Raw genomic sequence first — 14,011 nt, 5'->3', positions numbered from 1 at the left:
TTCTGGCTCCTTACATCAGCTCGCGCACGTCGGTCAGCTTGCCGGTCAGGGCAGCGGCGGCAGCCATGGCGGGGGACACCAGATGGGTGCGGCCCTTGTAGCCCTGGCGGCCTTCAAAGTTCCGGTTCGAGGTTGCGGCGCAACGCTCTTCCGGGGCCAGCTGGTCGGGGTTCATCGCCAGGCACATGGAGCAGCCCGCAAGGCGCCACTCGAAACCGGCGGCTTCAAAGATCTCGGCCAGGCCTTCTTCCTCGGCTTGCGCCCGCACCAGGCCGGAACCCGGAACGATCATGGCGCGCATGCCGTCCTTGATCTTCTTGCCCTTCACCACTTTGGCCACGGCGCGCAGATCTTCGATGCGGCCGTTGGTGCAGGAACCGATGAATACGGTGTCGATCTCGATATCGGTCAGCTTCTGGCCGGGGGTCAGGCCCATGTACTCGATCGAGCGCCGCGCCGCCTCGACCTTGCCGCCCTCAAAGTCTTCGGGCGCAGGGACGACGCCGGTGATCGGCAGCACGTCTTCGGGCGAGGTGCCCCAGGTCACGACCGGCTGGATGTCTTCCCCTTTGAGGGTGATCACCTTGTCGAAATGCGCGCCTTCGTCGGTGTAAAGCGTCTTCCACCAGTTCAGCGCCGCTTCCCACTGGGCGCCCTTGGGGGCGTGCGGGCGGCCTTTGACATATTCAAAGGTGGTCTCGTCCGGCGCGATCAGGCCGGCACGGGCGCCGCCTTCGATTGCCATGTTGCAGACGGTCATGCGGCCTTCCATCGACAGATCGCGGATTGCTTCGCCGCAGTATTCGATGACATAGCCGGTGCCGCCGGCGGTGCCGGTCTCGCCGATCACGGCCAGGGTGATGTCCTTGGCGGTCACACCCGGCTTCAGCTTTCCGGTGATCTCCACCTTCATGTTCTTGGACTTCTTCTGGATCAGCGTCTGGGTCGCCAGCACGTGTTCCACCTCGGAGGTGCCGATGCCATGCGCCAATGCGCCAAACGCACCATGAGTGGCGGTGTGGCTGTCGCCGCAGACCACGGTCATGCCGGGCAGGGTCCAGCCCTGTTCCGGGCCGACGATGTGCACGATGCCCTGGCGGATGTCATCCACCGGGTAGTAGTGCACCCCGAATTCGCGGGCGTTCTTGTCGAGCGCCTCGACCTGGATGCGGCTTTCCTCATTCTCGATGCCCTTGGCGCGGTCGAGCGTGGTCGGCACGTTGTGGTCCGGCACCGCGATGGTCTTCTCGGGCGCGTGCACCTTGCGGCCGGCCATGCGCAGGCCTTCGAACGCCTGCGGGCTGGTCACTTCGTGGACCAGGTGGCGGTCGATATAGAGCAGGCTGGTGCCGTCCTCTGCTTCATGCGCAACATGCGCATCCCAGATCTTGTCATAGAGTGTCTTGGGGGACATGGGTCCTCTCCCGTGATGTATTGGGTATGCTGGCTTTGGGCTGGGCAAGCACCTTATAGGCGCGCCAGGACCGTGCGGGCGGCGCCAAAGAACCGTTCGCGCAGCCGCGCGCGGTCTTGCAGTTCGATCTTTTGCGCCAATACGAGGGTCATGGCTGTCAGATACATCCCGGCGGGCCGGCAATCAAGATTCGTTCTAAGGGCGGAACAGAAAGCCCGCCCCGCTCAGACCGCGCGGCACCCGGCGTGCACCCCCTGTACACCCCTTGTGCACCGGCCGGTGCCTTTTCCTGCCGGCGGGAGAGCCGGGCAGGACCGCTCCTGCCTTGATCCGGGCGCATCCCGGCGGCACACTGGCAGAAAAAAGGGGGCGCGCGATGGAGCCGGAAGAGCAGACACCACCCAGGGACGCGATTGCCGAAAGCACCGCCGAGGCGCTGGAGCTTGGCCAGCAGTTGTGGGCGCTGGCGGCGCAGGGCGTTGAGCTGCTGCTGAGGCCCTGGAACGCCTATCAGGCGGGGATCGTGCTGGCGGTCTTTGTGCTTGCCGCATTGATCGCGCGGCCGGTGAAGAGCGCTTTTCATGACTGGCTGCGCGCACGCGAAGGCTGGCCGCGCTGGCGGATCCGGGCCGGGCTGGTGGTGCACAAGCGGATCCGGGGCATCCTGTTTGTGCTGCTGATCTGGATGGTTGTCCTGATCATGCAGGAGGTGACCTGGCCCAGCCGGTCACGCCTGCTGGGCGTGGTGGCAAACCTGTCCCTGGCCTGGCTGATCGTCGCCTTTGCCACCCGGCTGGTCGGCAACCCGCTGTTGCGCAACCTTGTGAAATACGGGGCCTGGACATGGATCACCCTGCGCATTCTGGGCATCACCGAAGAGGCGATACATCTGCTGGACGGCGTCGCCATCGACTTCGGCGATCTCCGGATTTCGCTGTATCTGGTGGTTCAGGCGGTGGTGATCCTGGGTGTGATGCTCACACTGGCGCGCGTGATCTCGCAGGTGGCGGCGAACCGGATCCGTGCCAATTCCGACATCTCCCCGTCGATGCAGGTATTGGGCGCAAAGCTGGCGCAGATCCTGCTGTTCGGCGGCGCCTTCTTTATCGGGCTCAAGGCGATCGGCATCGACCTCACTGGCCTGGCGGTGCTGTCCGGCGCTATCGGCGTGGGTCTGGGCTTTGGCCTGCAGAAGGTGGTGTCGAATCTGGTGTCTGGCCTGATCATCCTGCTGGATAAATCGATCAAGCCGGGGGATGTGATCAGCCTCGGTGACACCTTCGGCTGGATCAATGCGCTGGGCGCGCGCTATGTCTCCGTCGTGACCCGCGACGGGCGTGAATACCTGATCCCGAACGAGGACCTGATCACCACCCAGGTGGTGAACTGGTCGCACTCCGACAAATATGTGCGACTGGATCTGACCTTCGGCACCGGCTATGGCGACGACCCTCACCAGGTCCGCAAAATCGCGATTGAGGCCGCGTCCAGCGTCCAGCGGGTGCTGCAGTACGGCAGCAAGAAGCCGGTCTGCCACATCACCGGCTTTGGCGACAGCAGCGTCGATTATGTGCTGCGGTTCTGGATCGACGATCCCACAGGCGGCCTGACCAATATCCGCGGCAATGTCTATCTGGCGCTGTGGGATGCGTTCCAGGATCAGGGCATCTCTATCCCGTTCCCGCAGCGCGAGGTGCGCATGCTGAACGACCCGCTGCCGGTGAGGGTTGCACCCGGCGGCGATGACGGATAAAGCACAGGGCTTGCATCGCCGGGGCGGGTTTCATTGAAAATTTACCACCCGGTTGCTACATTATTAACAGGCCCGGCGCCGGGGCTAGGCGGCGCGTTGCAAGGAGGACTATGTCCTGTCACCCGTACCTCAAGCGGCGGATGCCGCTGTTAATGGGGCAGCCGTGATGGCCGCCCAGTCCCAGCCCACCAGCGAACAGCTGCTGGAGCGGATTCTCTCCTCACTCAGCGATGACAAAGCCGAAGATGTTGTGCAGATCGACCTGCGCGGCAAGACCTCTATCGGCGATTACATGGTGCTGGCCTCGGGCCGCTCCACCCGTCAGGTCGCTGCGATGGCGGAAAAGCTGACCGACCGGCTCAAGCAGGAATACCGGATCAGCTGCAAGGTCGAAGGCAAGGATGCCGGCGACTGGGTGCTGATCGATTCCGGTGATGTGATCGTCCATATCTTCCGCCCGGAAGTGCGCGAGTTCTACCAGCTCGAGAAGATGTGGATACCCGCAGGCACCGCGGAAGCACCGGCCGCGGAGAGCTGATCCAAGTCTGATTTGATGCAGGCCCGCGCAAGCGTGCGGGCCGGAGTGCTTCAGGCCCGCTAAAGTCAGGACTGACATGCGTCTGCATATCTGTGCGGCCGGGCGTCTGCGCTCAGGCCCGGAAAAATCCCTCATCGACGATTACCTGACCCGGTTCGACCGGACCGGCCGCGCGCTGGGTCTGGGGCCTGCGCGGGTGGTGGAGATCGAGGACAAGAAAAATGCAGGCATGGCGGCGGAGGCCGTTTTGCTGCGCAAGGCGCTGCCCAAGGGCGCGGTGATCTGCACCCTGGACGAGCGCGGCAAGCTGCTCTCCTCCCCCGATTTTGCGGACAAGCTGGCCGGCTGGCGTGACAGCGGCCGTCAGGACCTGGCGCTGATCATCGGCGGCGCGGACGGGATCGACCCTTCGTTGCGGGCCGAGGCCGATTTCTCGATTTCCTTCGGCAAGATGGTCTGGCCGCATATGCTGGTGCGGGTGATGCTGGCGGAGCAGATCTACCGCGCTGCGACCATCCTGGCGGGCAGTCCCTACCACCGGGTCTGAAGGCGCCTTATGTCGCATGGCTCCGGCGGGAGTATCTTTTCAAAGAAGATGGTCAGGGCAGGGTGAGGACGTAGGTGTCCTGGCCCCAGCCGTCCACCAGGCAGCGGGCCTGGATCTGCACCCGGGTTATTCCCTCCGGGACCTTCACGCCGCCGAGGGACCGGGTGAAGGGCTGCTCATGCTCGTGCGGATGGGCCAGCACCCGCAGGCCCAATTCATTCCCGTCCATGTCCAGCACCCGCCAGCCATCGGCGTAATGCTCCCATCCGGTATCCGGGTGGGACAGGGTGACGCTGAAGGTCCAGCTGCCGCCGGATTGGCGGGCGGTGGCGTTCTCTATCACCGGTTCATCCGCAAGGGCGGGCAGAGCGGCAGTGCTGAGTGCGCAGGTCAGAAGCAGGTGTTTCATGCCCGCACCATAGCTTTGCAGAGACTGCAGCGCGGTCACGAAACCGTGTCCCCGCTGCTTTCGGGCGGGATGCGCTGCAGGATCCGGCGGGAGTTGGAGGCAAACTCGCGCCGGTACAGCACGGCAATGGTGATCAGTGCCGCCGCGCCCAACGGCAGGGCGCCCGCCAGCCAGGCCACGGCGGCCAGCGCGAAATAGGTTGACCGCATGCCGCGGTTGAAGCTGCGCGCGGCGGTGATGCTGATTTCCGCCGCCTGCGCGGCGCGGGGGTAGGCGAGATCGTGGGCGGGATCGTTGGGCACCGCTGCCATCAGCACCGCGCAATAGCCGAACAGCCGATGCGACCAGACAAATTTCAGAAAGGCATTGGACAAAAGCAGAAGCACCACCAGGATCTTGACCTCCCAGACGAAGGCCGGGGCGCTGTCCTGGATCAGGTCTTCGGCAACACCTGCCAGTTGCTCGGTATTGCCGATCAGCGCCAGCCCGCCGCCGATGGCGATCATCGCGGCAGAGGCAAAGAAGGCGGTGGCCTGGCGCAGGTTGCCGGCCAGCTGGGCGTCAAAGATCCGCGGGTCGCGCTCCACCATCCGCTTCATCCAGTCGCGCCGGAAATCCTCCATCAGCAAGGACACCGAAGGCCGCCCCGAGGGCGGGTTTTCGATCCGCCAGCCGATCCACAGCCAGCCTGCAATCAGCAGGGTCACAGCGGCGAGGTCGAAGTAGGAAAATTGTGCAAAGCGGGTGGTCCAGATCATGGGCTGACCCTACCGCGGCGATCCGGGACTTGCCAGAGCGGGCAAATTGGTAATATTATCTTACCAAAGAGGAGAGCCCGATGGAGATGCCATCCCCGAACCCCGCCATTCTGGCCCGCAAGGCGCGGCTTGCAGAGCGTCTGCTTGCCGTGCTGCCCGCGGATGCGGTGATACAGGAGGAGGCAGAGACGCGCGCATACGAATGCGACGCGCTCACTGCCTACAGATGCCCGCCTTTGCTGGCGGTGCTGCCGCGCAGCACCCAGGAAGTCTCTGACGTGCTGCGGATTTGCCACGACGAGGGCGTGCCGGTGGTTCCGCGCGGAGCCGGGACCTCGCTGGCGGGCGGGGCGCTGCCGACGGCGGATTGCGTCATACTGGGTGTGGCGCGGATGAATGAGGTGCTGGAGACGGATTTTGAGAACCGCATCATCCGGGTGCAGACCGGGCGCACCAATCTGAGCGTCTCCGGTGCAGTGGAGGAAGAGGAATTCTTCTATGCGCCGGATCCGTCCTCGCAGCTGGCCTGCGCCATTGCCGGCAATATTGCAATGAACTCCGGCGGGGCGCATTGCCTGAAATACGGGGTCACGACCAACAACCTGCTGGGCGTCACCATGGTGATGATGGACGGCACCGTGGCGGAGATCGGCGGCGCGCATCTGGATGCGGGCGGGCTGGACCTCTTGGGCGTGATCTGCGGCAGCGAGGGGCAGCTGGGGGTGGTGACAGAGGCCACCCTGCGCATTCTGCGCAAACCTGAAGGCGCGCGTCCCGTTCTGATCGGCTACGACAGCAACGAGGTGGCCGGCGCCTGCGTATCGGACATTATCAAGGCAGGCGTGCTTCCGGTGGCCATTGAATTCATGGACCGCCCCTGCATTGAGGCCTGCGAGGCCTTTGCCAAGGCGGGTTACCCGATGTGCGAGGCGCTGCTGATCATCGAGGTCGAGGGCAGCGAAGCGGAAATCGATCACCAGCTGGGGCTGATTACGGAGATCGCCCGCTCCCACAACCCGGTGGAGCTGCGCGAGGCGGGCGATGCCGATGAAGCCGCGCGCATCTGGCTGGGCCGCAAGTCAGCTTTTGGCGCCATGGGCCAGATCAACGATTACATGTGCCTGGACGGGACCATCCCGGTGTCCTCACTGCCCTTTGTGCTGCGCCGGATTGGTGAGATGAGCAAGGAGTTCGGGCTGGACGTGGCCAATGTGTTCCACGCGGGCGACGGCAATATGCACCCCTTGATCCTGTTTGATGCCAACAAGCCCGGCGATCTGGAAACCTGCGAAGCCTTTGGTGCCGAGATCCTGAAGCTCTGCGTTGAGGCCGGCGGCTGCCTGACCGGTGAGCATGGCGTGGGGATCGAGAAACGCGACCTGATGCTGCACCAGTACAGCGCGGCGGATCTGGAGGCGCAGCTGAAGGTCAAGGATGTGTTTGACCCCAAGTGGCTCCTGAACCCCGCCAAGGTGTTCCCGCTGTCTGTGACCGAAGGCCGCCGGGCCGTCGCGTTGGCTGCCGAGTGATGGGGGCGAGCCCCCAAACCCCCAGAGTATTTCCGGAAAGATGAAAATGATGACACCAGGGAGCGAGGCCGAGCTGGCCGAGGCCATTGCAGGCGCAAGCGGGCCGCTGTGTATCCAAGGCGGCGGCACCCGCGGGCTGGCGGTGGACGGGGAAGTTCTGAGCACCCGGGGGGTGTCCGGGGTGGAGCTGTATGAGCCCGGAGCGCTGACACTGGTGGTCAGGGCAGGCACCCCGGTGGCCGAGGTGGAGGCGCTGCTGGCCAAGGAAAACCAGCGGCTGGCGGTTGAGCCGATGGACCACCGCGGGCTTTTGGGCACAGACGGCGCGCCGACCATCGGTGGCGTGATTGCCGCCAATGTCTCTGGCCCCCGGCGGATCCAAGCAGGTGCCGCGCGGGACCACCTTCTGGGGGTGCGGTTCGTGGATGGGGCCGGCCAGGTGGTCAAGAACGGCGGCCGGGTGATGAAAAACGTGACCGGCTATGACCTGGTCAAGCTGATGTGCGGCGCGCATGGCACCCTAGGGGTGCTGACGGAAGTCGCGCTGAAGGTGCTGCCGCGGGCTGAAGCCGCCGCCACCGTGACCCTGACCGGCCTCGACCAGCCGGGGGCGGTGCGGGCGATGTCCGCGGCGCTGGGCTCCCCTTATGACGTGACCGGCGCGGCCTATGATGCGGAAACCTATCAGGCGCATATCCGGGTGGAGGGGTTCCGGGACTCCGCTGCCTACCGCAGCGCGGAGCTGGTCAAGCTGCTGTCGCCCTTTGCCATGGCGGAGGTGCAGGAGGATGCAGAAAGCCTGTGGCGGGGCATCAGGGATGTTGCGGCTTTCCAGGGACGGGATGGCGATGTCTGGAGGATTTCGGTTAAGCCCACGGATGCGGTGGAGCTGGTGCCGCATCTGGAGGCAGAGGCGTTGCAGTTCGACTGGGGTGGCGGGCTGATCTGGGCGCTTGTCCCCGCTGGGACGGAGCTGCGAAACCGGATCAATGTGCCGGGCCATGCCACGCTGGTGCGCGCCGCGCAGGAGACCCGGGCGCGGCTCGGCGTGTTCCAGCCGCAGCCCGGTCCCCTGGCGGCCGTTTCCGACGGGCTGCGGCGGCAATTCGATCCGCGCGGCATTCTTAATCCGGGGCTGATGGGGTAAGACATGCAGACCACCTTCACAGAAAAGCAACTGCAGGACCCCGGCACCAAACGGGCCAACGAAATCCTGCGCTCCTGCGTGCATTGCGGCTTTTGCACAGCCACGTGCCCGACCTATCAGGTGCTGGGCGATGAACTCGATAGCCCCCGCGGGCGGATCTACCTGATCAAGGACATGCTGGAAAACGAACGGGTGCCGGACGAAAAGACCGTCAAGCATATTGACCGCTGCCTGTCGTGTCTGGCCTGCATGACCACTTGTCCCTCGGGCGTGCACTACATGCATCTGGTGGACCATGCCCGGGCCTATATCGAGAAACACTATGACCGTCCCTGGAGCGACCGCGCGCTGCGTTGGCTGCTGGCTCGGATCCTGCCTTATCCCACCCGGTTCCGCCTGGCTCTGCTGGGGGCCAAGCTGGCGAAACCGTTCAAGGCCCTTCTGCCGGACGCTCGGTTGCGCGCAATGCTGGAAATGGCGCCCAGGACCATCCCGCCGGTCAGCCGCAATGATGATCCGCAGAGTTTTGCGCCGGAGGTTCCGCGCAGGAAACGGGTGGCCTTGATGACCGGCTGCGCCCAGAAGGCGCTGAACACGGATATCAATGACGCTACCATCCGTCTGCTGACCCGGCTGGGCTGCGAAGTTGTGGTCGCCAAGGGTGCGGGCTGCTGCGGCGCGCTGACCCACCACATGGGGCGGGAGGAGGAGAGCCACGCCGCCGCCGCCGGAAACATCCGCGCCTGGACGGCAGAGCTGGACGGGCAGGGGCTGGATGCAATCGTCATCAACACCTCTGGCTGCGGCACCACGGTCAAGGATTACGGGCATATGTTCCGCAATGATGCCTTGGCCGAAGATGCGGCGCGGATCGCAGGGATTGCGATGGATATCTCGGAACTGCTGATGCAGCTGGAGCTGCCGGAAGGCGCGGACAAAGGGCTGACGGTTGCCTATCACGCGGCCTGTTCGCTGCAGCACGGGCAGCAGATCAAGACCCACCCCAAGACACTGCTGAAGCGTGCGGGCTTCAAGGTGGTTGAGCCTGCCGACAGCCATCTGTGCTGCGGTTCGGCCGGGACGTACAACCTGATGCAGCCGGAAATCTCCGCCCAGCTGAAGGCGCGCAAGGTGAAAACGCTGGAGGCGAAGCAGCCTGATCTGATTGCCGCGGGCAATATCGGCTGCATGATGCAGATCGGCGGGGGCACCGGATTGCCCATCGTGCACACGGTGGAGCTGCTGGATTGGGCCACCGGCGGCCCGCAGCCGCCTGCGCTGACGGCACCGGGTAAACGCGCGCCGGAGGTGCCGGTGCTGCGCTGAGGCGGGCGGTCGAAAGAATCGGGCTGCATTCACCGCAGGCTTGCCGTAATTTTGCCTGAACAGACAGATAATCTCCCAGCCGGTGGATAAGAGGAGACGCATGTGAGGCAGTGGATTCTTGCGGTTGCAGCAGTGTTGCTGCCAGCCGCGGCGATGGCGCAGGACAGCCGGCTGCAGCGGATGGACACGCTGGATGCAGGCCGCAAGTGGGAAGCTGTCGGGCGGCTCGATGTGAACGGCGAGGGGTTCTGCACTGGCGCGCTGATTGCGCCCGATCTGGTGCTGACCGCCGCGCATTGCCTCTATGACAGCCGCACCAAAGCGCCGATCGACCCCACCAGGATCGAATTCCTGGCAGGCTGGCGCAACGGGCGCGCCTCGGCCTACCGCTCCGTGCGCCGGGCGGTGCAGCATCCCTCCTATGTCTATGACGGTGAACTGTCGACCGGCCGGGTGCGCAATGACATTGCCCTGCTGCAACTGCAGCGCCCGATCCGCAATACCACCGTGACCCCTTTTGAGACCGAATACCGCCCGCGCAAGGGCGCCAAGATCGGTGTGGTCTCCTATGCCCATGACCGCTCGGAGGCGCCGTCGTTGCAGGAGGTCTGTGCAGTGAAGGCCCGCCAGCAGGGGGTTCTGGTGATGTCCTGCGACGTGGACTTCGGGTCCTCCGGCGCGCCGGTCTTTTCCTTTGAGAACGGAACCCCGCGGATTGTTTCGGTGATCTCTGCCAAGGCGGAAGTCAGCGGTGAACAGGTGTCTCTCGGATCTGCCTTGGCAGAGGAGCTGACGCTGCTGCAGGCGCAGCTGACCGGCGTGAACACTGGCGGGCAGCTGCCGCCTGGTGTGGGCCGGGTGAAAGCGGGGGAACGGGGCGGTTCCTTCGGCGCGAAGTTCATAAGGCAATGAACTGGCGCAGGCTGATACTGGGCGCGGCCATGCTGGCCTATGCCGGGAGCGCGCTGGCACAGGGGACCGGCCTGCGCCGCCTGACCGACCGCGACGACCTGTTGGGCTGGGAAGCCGTCGGGCGGCTGGAGCTGAACGGTAAGGGCTATTGCACCGGCACGCTGATTGCGCCGGAGCTGGTGCTGACGGCGGCGCATTGTGTTTACGGCAAGGACGGCGGGTTGCGCCCGGCAGAGCAGATCAGGTTCCGTGCCGGGCTGCGTGACGGGGTCGCGGTTGCCGACCGCCAGGCGCTGCAGATTGCGGCCCATCCCGGCTATGACCCGCGCCGCCGCCTGAATATGGAAAACATCCGTCACGATGTGGCGCTGATCCGTCTAGCGGAGCCAATTCTCAGCAGCCAGGCGAATGCGTTTGTGCTGCATTCGGGCGAGGAATACGGGAGCGATATCTCCGTAACCTCCTATGGCAAGGGCCGGGATGAAGCGCTTTCGCGCCAGCGTCAGTGCAACCTGATGGGGGAGCACCGGGACGTGCTGATGATTGACTGCAATGTCACCTTCGGCTCCTCCGGGGCGCCGGTGTTTTCGCAGGTGGGCGGCCGCGGGCGGATATTGTCGCTGGTGTCCGGCGGCGGCAATTTCCGGGGCAAGCAAGTGGCCTTCGGCATGAAGCTGCCACAGCGGGTGGCCGAACTGAAGGCGCAGCTGCGCCGCAATCCGGTGGCCTCGCCGGACCGGCGGATCAAGCGGATCCAGGTTGGCGGCGGCACCTCTGCTGGCGGTGCAAAATTTGTCAGCGTTGGCGACTGATAAACCTCTTGAAGCCGTAAATTGCGTTTCCTATCTCAGAATTGTCCGGGCAGCCGCTGATTGGGGCCCGGAGCAATAAAACCGGCCTGTCCCCGCGGGGAAGGCACTCTGAAATCGCTCATGAATGAGGATGGAAAATGCGTACTTTTGATTTTGCACCGCTGCACCGTGCCACCATCGGCTTTGACCAGATCGCCAGCCTGATGGACCGCGCCCTGAGCGCTGACGCGGCCCAGTCCAGCTACCCGCCCTACAATATCGAGAAGACCGACGCCGACAGCTACCGGATCTCAATCGCTGTTGCCGGTTTCTCTGACGAAGACCTGAATGTCGAAGTGAAGGAAAACGCGCTGGTCGTGTCCGCCAAGAAAGCCGAGGACGGCGATGGCCGCACCTTCCTGCACCGCGGTATCGCTACCCGCGCATTCGAACGCCGGTTTACTTTGGCCGACCATGTCCATGTGACGGGTGCCAGCCATGAAAACGGCATGCTGCATATCGATCTGCACCGCGAGGTGCCGGAGGCGCTGAAACCGCGCCGGATCGAAATCTCCTCCTCCCGCCCGAACCGCCCGGAGATCGAGGCCAAAACGGTCAACTGACCCTCTGGTCAACGGTTCGTGCGCACGATGCCCCCTGGTTCTGCCAGGGGGCTTTTTTGTCTTGGCAGGCTGAACCTGCCGAAACAGCCAAGGGTTGCAAAGCGCAACCGCTTGTTAGGAATTTGGCGGCACACTGGGGCGGTGAATGGTTTTTGCGCCGGCGTTTGACCGCCCGCCGGTGCTGGCAATGCGCGGTCCGGGTGAACCGCATGAGACCACAGCAGATACAGCATGTTCAGCAGAGCTTTGCAGGCATTTTCGCCCGCAAGGCTGATTTGGCGGAACGGTTCTATGTGCACCTGTTCACCCGCCTGCCGGAAGCACGGGGGTTGTTCCGCGGCAATTTCGTGAAGCAGAAAACGATGCTGACAGCGATGATCGCGTCCTGTGTGCGCAATCTGGACGATCCGCGGACGCTGGAGGATATCGGCGTGCAGCTGGTTGCGGTGCATGCGCATTTGGGCGTTGGCCCGCGCGAGACAGAGGCGGCAAAGCGGGCGCTGATCGCCGCTTTGCGCGATGTTCTGGGGGCGGATCTGGACCCGGAGACAGAGCGGGCCTGGGCCAGTGCCATCAGCAGGGTCGCCGGGACCATGGCCCGGCACTGACCCGCTTATCACTGACCCGATTATACTGAGCCGGGCAGGATCAGACCGACATGCAGATGTATTTCATCTCCAGGTAATCCTCGATGCCGTGGTGGCTGCCTTCGCGGCCCAGGCCGGACTGCTTGACACCGCCGAACGGGGCCACTTCAGTGGAGATGATGCCGGTGTTGACACCGACGATCCCGTATTCCAGCGCTTCCGCCACCTTGTATACGCGGGATAGATCCTTGGCGTAGAAATAGGATGCCAGGCCGAAGATGGTGTCGTTGGCCAGCCCAATCACCTCATCCTCGTCCTCGAACTTGAACAGCGGGGCGAGGGGGCCGAAGGTCTCGTCAGTGGCAAAGGCCATGTCCTGGGTGGCGCCAGTGACGATGGTCGGCTCAAAGAAGGTGCCGCCCAGCTCCGACGGGTTGCCGCCCAGAATAACCTCCGCGCCCTTGGCTTTGGCGTCGGCGATATGCTCCTGCACCTTGACCACGGCCTTGGCATTGATCAGCGGTCCGAACTGGGTGCCTTCCTCCAACCCGTCACCGACCTTCATGGCGGCGATGGCGGCCTTCAGTTTTTCGGCAAAAGCATCGTAAACGCCAGCCTGCACATAGATCCGGTTGGCGCAGACGCAGGTCTGGCCGTTGTTGCGGAACTTGCACATGATGGCGCCTTCGACGGCGGCATCCAGATCGGCGTCGTCAAACACGATGAAAGGCGCATTGCCGCCCAGTTCCATCGAACATTTCATCACGGTGTCTGCAGCCTGGCGCATCAGGATGCGGCCGACCTCGGTGGAGCCGGTAAAGGTCAGTTTGCGCACTGCGTTGTTTTCGCAAAACTCCTTGCCGGTCTCCGATGCGTTGGCCGATGGCACGACGTTGAACACGCCCGCCGGGATGCCTGCACGGTCGGCCAGAACCGCCAGCGCGGTAGCCGACAGCGGTGTCAGTTCTGCTGGGCGGGCGACGAAGGCGCAGCCTGCGGCCAGCGCCGGGCCGGCCTTACGGGTGATCATAGCGTTGGGGAAGTTCCACGGCGTGATCGAGGCGGCAACACCAATCGGCTGTTTCAGCACGGTGATGCGCTTGTCGCGCTGATGGCCGGGGATGGTCTCGCCGTAGATCCGCTTGGCTTCCTCCGCGAAGAATTCAATGAACGACGCGCCATAGGCGATCTCGCCGCGGGATTCCGCCAGCGGCTTGCCCATCTCGGCGGTCAGGATCACCGCCAGATCCTCCTGGTTCTCCATCATCAGGTCGAACCATTTGCGCATTGCTGCGGCGCGTTCCTTGCCAGTCCACTTGGCCCATTCCTTTTGCGCGGCTTCGGCCTGGGCAATGGCACCCGCAACTTGTGCGCGGCTGGTGTCGGCGACCTGGGCGATTACGTCGCCGCGGGCGGGGTTGGTCACGTCAAAGGTGCCTTCACCATCAACGAACCGGCCGCCGATATAGGCGCGGGTTTCCAGCAGGCTGGGGTCTTTGAGCAGGGATTTCAGGTCAGTGGTAGCATCAAGCATTGCGGGCCTCCCAGGTGTTCAGTTGCGGAATGCAAAGCAGTTGTGCCTTGATATGTCCAGTATCATCCATGAGTCCAGAATTTGATCAAATTTCCGGACGGGATTTTGAGCCAAGCAATTTGACATGTGCTGTGCCAGACTGT

At 64.0% G+C, this 14,011-nt stretch carries 15 protein-coding genes; 10 read left to right on the top strand and 5 right to left on the bottom strand.

Features of this window, described 5'->3' with window-relative positions:
• Positions 1–10 precede the first annotated feature (10 nt).
• On the bottom strand, positions 11–1,414 hold the full coding sequence (leuC, locus tag N6L27_RS11855) for a 3-isopropylmalate dehydratase large subunit (RefSeq protein ID WP_271907460.1): 1,404 nt from the start codon (positions 1,412–1,414) through the stop codon (positions 11–13).
• A gap of 53 nt (positions 1,415–1,467) precedes the next feature.
• Positions 1,468–1,566 carry an isopropylmalate isomerase gene (locus N6L27_RS11850; protein ID WP_226429013.1) on the bottom strand — a complete coding sequence of 33 codons (99 nt, stop codon included), beginning with the start codon at positions 1,564–1,566 and terminating at the stop codon, positions 1,468–1,470.
• A 224-nt stretch (positions 1,567–1,790) separates the two neighbouring features.
• On the opposite strand from N6L27_RS11850, the gene N6L27_RS11845 reads away from it, so the two are divergent.
• From N6L27_RS11845 to rlmH, 3 genes are all read left to right on the top strand, one after another.
• On the top strand, positions 1,791–3,167 hold the full coding sequence (locus tag N6L27_RS11845) for a mechanosensitive ion channel family protein (protein ID WP_271907459.1): 1,377 nt from the start codon (positions 1,791–1,793) through the stop codon (positions 3,165–3,167).
• A gap of 166 nt (positions 3,168–3,333) precedes the next feature.
• Positions 3,334–3,705, top strand: coding sequence for a ribosome silencing factor (gene rsfS / locus N6L27_RS11840; protein ID WP_271907458.1), 372 nt, complete (start codon positions 3,334–3,336; stop codon positions 3,703–3,705).
• A 76-nt stretch (positions 3,706–3,781) separates the two neighbouring features.
• On the top strand, positions 3,782–4,252 hold the full coding sequence (rlmH, locus tag N6L27_RS11835; RefSeq protein ID WP_271907457.1) for a 23S rRNA (pseudouridine(1915)-N(3))-methyltransferase RlmH: 471 nt from the start codon (positions 3,782–3,784) through the stop codon (positions 4,250–4,252).
• A gap of 52 nt (positions 4,253–4,304) precedes the next feature.
• On the opposite strand, the gene N6L27_RS11830 is transcribed toward rlmH, so the two are convergent.
• Positions 4,305–4,661 (bottom strand): hypothetical protein, encoded by a 357-nt coding sequence (locus N6L27_RS11830; protein ID WP_271907487.1) that lies wholly within the window; start codon positions 4,659–4,661, stop codon positions 4,305–4,307.
• A 35-nt stretch (positions 4,662–4,696) separates the two neighbouring features.
• Positions 4,697–5,419, bottom strand: coding sequence for a DUF599 domain-containing protein (locus tag N6L27_RS11825; protein WP_271907456.1), 723 nt, complete (start codon positions 5,417–5,419; stop codon positions 4,697–4,699).
• 80 nt (positions 5,420–5,499) lie between these two features.
• Between N6L27_RS11825 and N6L27_RS11820 the strand changes: the two genes are divergently transcribed.
• The 7 genes from N6L27_RS11820 to N6L27_RS11790 all read left to right on the top strand — a co-directional run bounded on the left by N6L27_RS11820 (position 5,500) and on the right by N6L27_RS11790 (position 12,355).
• Positions 5,500–6,948, top strand: coding sequence for an FAD-linked oxidase C-terminal domain-containing protein (locus N6L27_RS11820; RefSeq protein ID WP_271907455.1), 1,449 nt, complete (start codon positions 5,500–5,502; stop codon positions 6,946–6,948).
• Between the two features lie 49 nt (positions 6,949–6,997).
• The gene (locus tag N6L27_RS11815; RefSeq protein WP_271907486.1) at positions 6,998–8,095 is read left to right on the top strand and encodes an FAD-binding protein; all 1,098 of its coding nucleotides are present in this window, start codon (positions 6,998–7,000) and stop codon (positions 8,093–8,095) included.
• Positions 8,096–8,098: 3 nt separating this feature from the next.
• Positions 8,099–9,421: a glycolate oxidase subunit GlcF gene (gene glcF, locus N6L27_RS11810; protein ID WP_271907454.1), complete on the top strand. Its 1,323-nt coding sequence runs from the start codon at positions 8,099–8,101 to the stop codon at positions 9,419–9,421.
• A 153-nt stretch (positions 9,422–9,574) separates the two neighbouring features.
• Positions 9,575–10,333, top strand: coding sequence for a trypsin-like serine peptidase (locus tag N6L27_RS11805; protein WP_271907485.1), 759 nt, complete (start codon positions 9,575–9,577; stop codon positions 10,331–10,333).
• The gene (locus tag N6L27_RS11800; RefSeq protein WP_271907453.1) at positions 10,330–11,145 is read left to right on the top strand and encodes a trypsin-like serine peptidase; all 816 of its coding nucleotides are present in this window, start codon (positions 10,330–10,332) and stop codon (positions 11,143–11,145) included. Before N6L27_RS11805 ends, N6L27_RS11800 begins: the two co-directional genes overlap by 4 nt.
• Before the next feature lie 137 nt (positions 11,146–11,282).
• Entirely contained in the window at positions 11,283–11,747 is a 465-nt protein-coding gene (locus tag N6L27_RS11795) for an Hsp20 family protein (protein ID WP_271907452.1), read from the top strand.
• 209 nt (positions 11,748–11,956) lie between these two features.
• Positions 11,957–12,355, top strand: coding sequence for a globin domain-containing protein (locus N6L27_RS11790; protein WP_271907451.1), 399 nt, complete (start codon positions 11,957–11,959; stop codon positions 12,353–12,355).
• A gap of 40 nt (positions 12,356–12,395) precedes the next feature.
• Here N6L27_RS11790 and N6L27_RS11785 read toward each other — a convergent pair whose 3' ends face one another.
• Positions 12,396–13,868: an NAD-dependent succinate-semialdehyde dehydrogenase gene (locus tag N6L27_RS11785; protein WP_271907450.1), complete on the bottom strand. Its 1,473-nt coding sequence runs from the start codon at positions 13,866–13,868 to the stop codon at positions 12,396–12,398.
• Positions 13,869–14,011: the final 143 nt, after the last annotated feature.

Origin of the sequence: Leisingera sp. SS27 (assembly GCF_028368855.1) — a bacterium.
Classification (GTDB): domain Bacteria; phylum Pseudomonadota; class Alphaproteobacteria; order Rhodobacterales; family Rhodobacteraceae; genus Leisingera.
The sequence above is the reverse complement of the archived record's forward strand: the minus strand, read 5'-3'. Positions and strand labels throughout refer to the sequence as shown.

Excerpts from the sequence above, each read along its gene's own strand:
- rsfS (WP_271907458.1), top strand. The coding sequence starts at position 3,334 with ATGGCCGCCCAGTCCCAGCCCACCAGCGAACAGCTGCTGGAGCGGATT.
- N6L27_RS11795 (WP_271907452.1), top strand. The coding sequence starts at position 11,283 with ATGCGTACTTTTGATTTTGCACCGCTGCACCGTGCCACCATCGGCTTT.
- glcF (WP_271907454.1), top strand. The coding sequence starts at position 8,099 with ATGCAGACCACCTTCACAGAAAAGCAACTGCAGGACCCCGGCACCAAA.
- N6L27_RS11830 (WP_271907487.1), bottom strand. The coding sequence starts at position 4,661 with ATGAAACACCTGCTTCTGACCTGCGCACTCAGCACTGCCGCTCTGCCC.
- N6L27_RS11825 (WP_271907456.1), bottom strand. The coding sequence starts at position 5,419 with ATGATCTGGACCACCCGCTTTGCACAATTTTCCTACTTCGACCTCGCC.
- N6L27_RS11850 (WP_226429013.1), bottom strand. The coding sequence starts at position 1,566 with ATGACCCTCGTATTGGCGCAAAAGATCGAACTGCAAGACCGCGCGCGG.
- N6L27_RS11845 (WP_271907459.1), top strand. The coding sequence starts at position 1,791 with ATGGAGCCGGAAGAGCAGACACCACCCAGGGACGCGATTGCCGAAAGC.
- N6L27_RS11800 (WP_271907453.1), top strand. The coding sequence starts at position 10,330 with ATGAACTGGCGCAGGCTGATACTGGGCGCGGCCATGCTGGCCTATGCC.
- N6L27_RS11815 (WP_271907486.1), top strand. The coding sequence starts at position 6,998 with ATGACACCAGGGAGCGAGGCCGAGCTGGCCGAGGCCATTGCAGGCGCA.
- N6L27_RS11785 (WP_271907450.1), bottom strand. The coding sequence starts at position 13,868 with ATGCTTGATGCTACCACTGACCTGAAATCCCTGCTCAAAGACCCCAGC.
- rlmH (WP_271907457.1), top strand. The coding sequence starts at position 3,782 with ATGCGTCTGCATATCTGTGCGGCCGGGCGTCTGCGCTCAGGCCCGGAA.
- leuC (WP_271907460.1), bottom strand. The coding sequence starts at position 1,414 with ATGTCCCCCAAGACACTCTATGACAAGATCTGGGATGCGCATGTTGCG.
- N6L27_RS11820 (WP_271907455.1), top strand. The coding sequence starts at position 5,500 with ATGGAGATGCCATCCCCGAACCCCGCCATTCTGGCCCGCAAGGCGCGG.
- N6L27_RS11805 (WP_271907485.1), top strand. The coding sequence starts at position 9,575 with ATGGCGCAGGACAGCCGGCTGCAGCGGATGGACACGCTGGATGCAGGC.
- N6L27_RS11790 (WP_271907451.1), top strand. The coding sequence starts at position 11,957 with ATGAGACCACAGCAGATACAGCATGTTCAGCAGAGCTTTGCAGGCATT.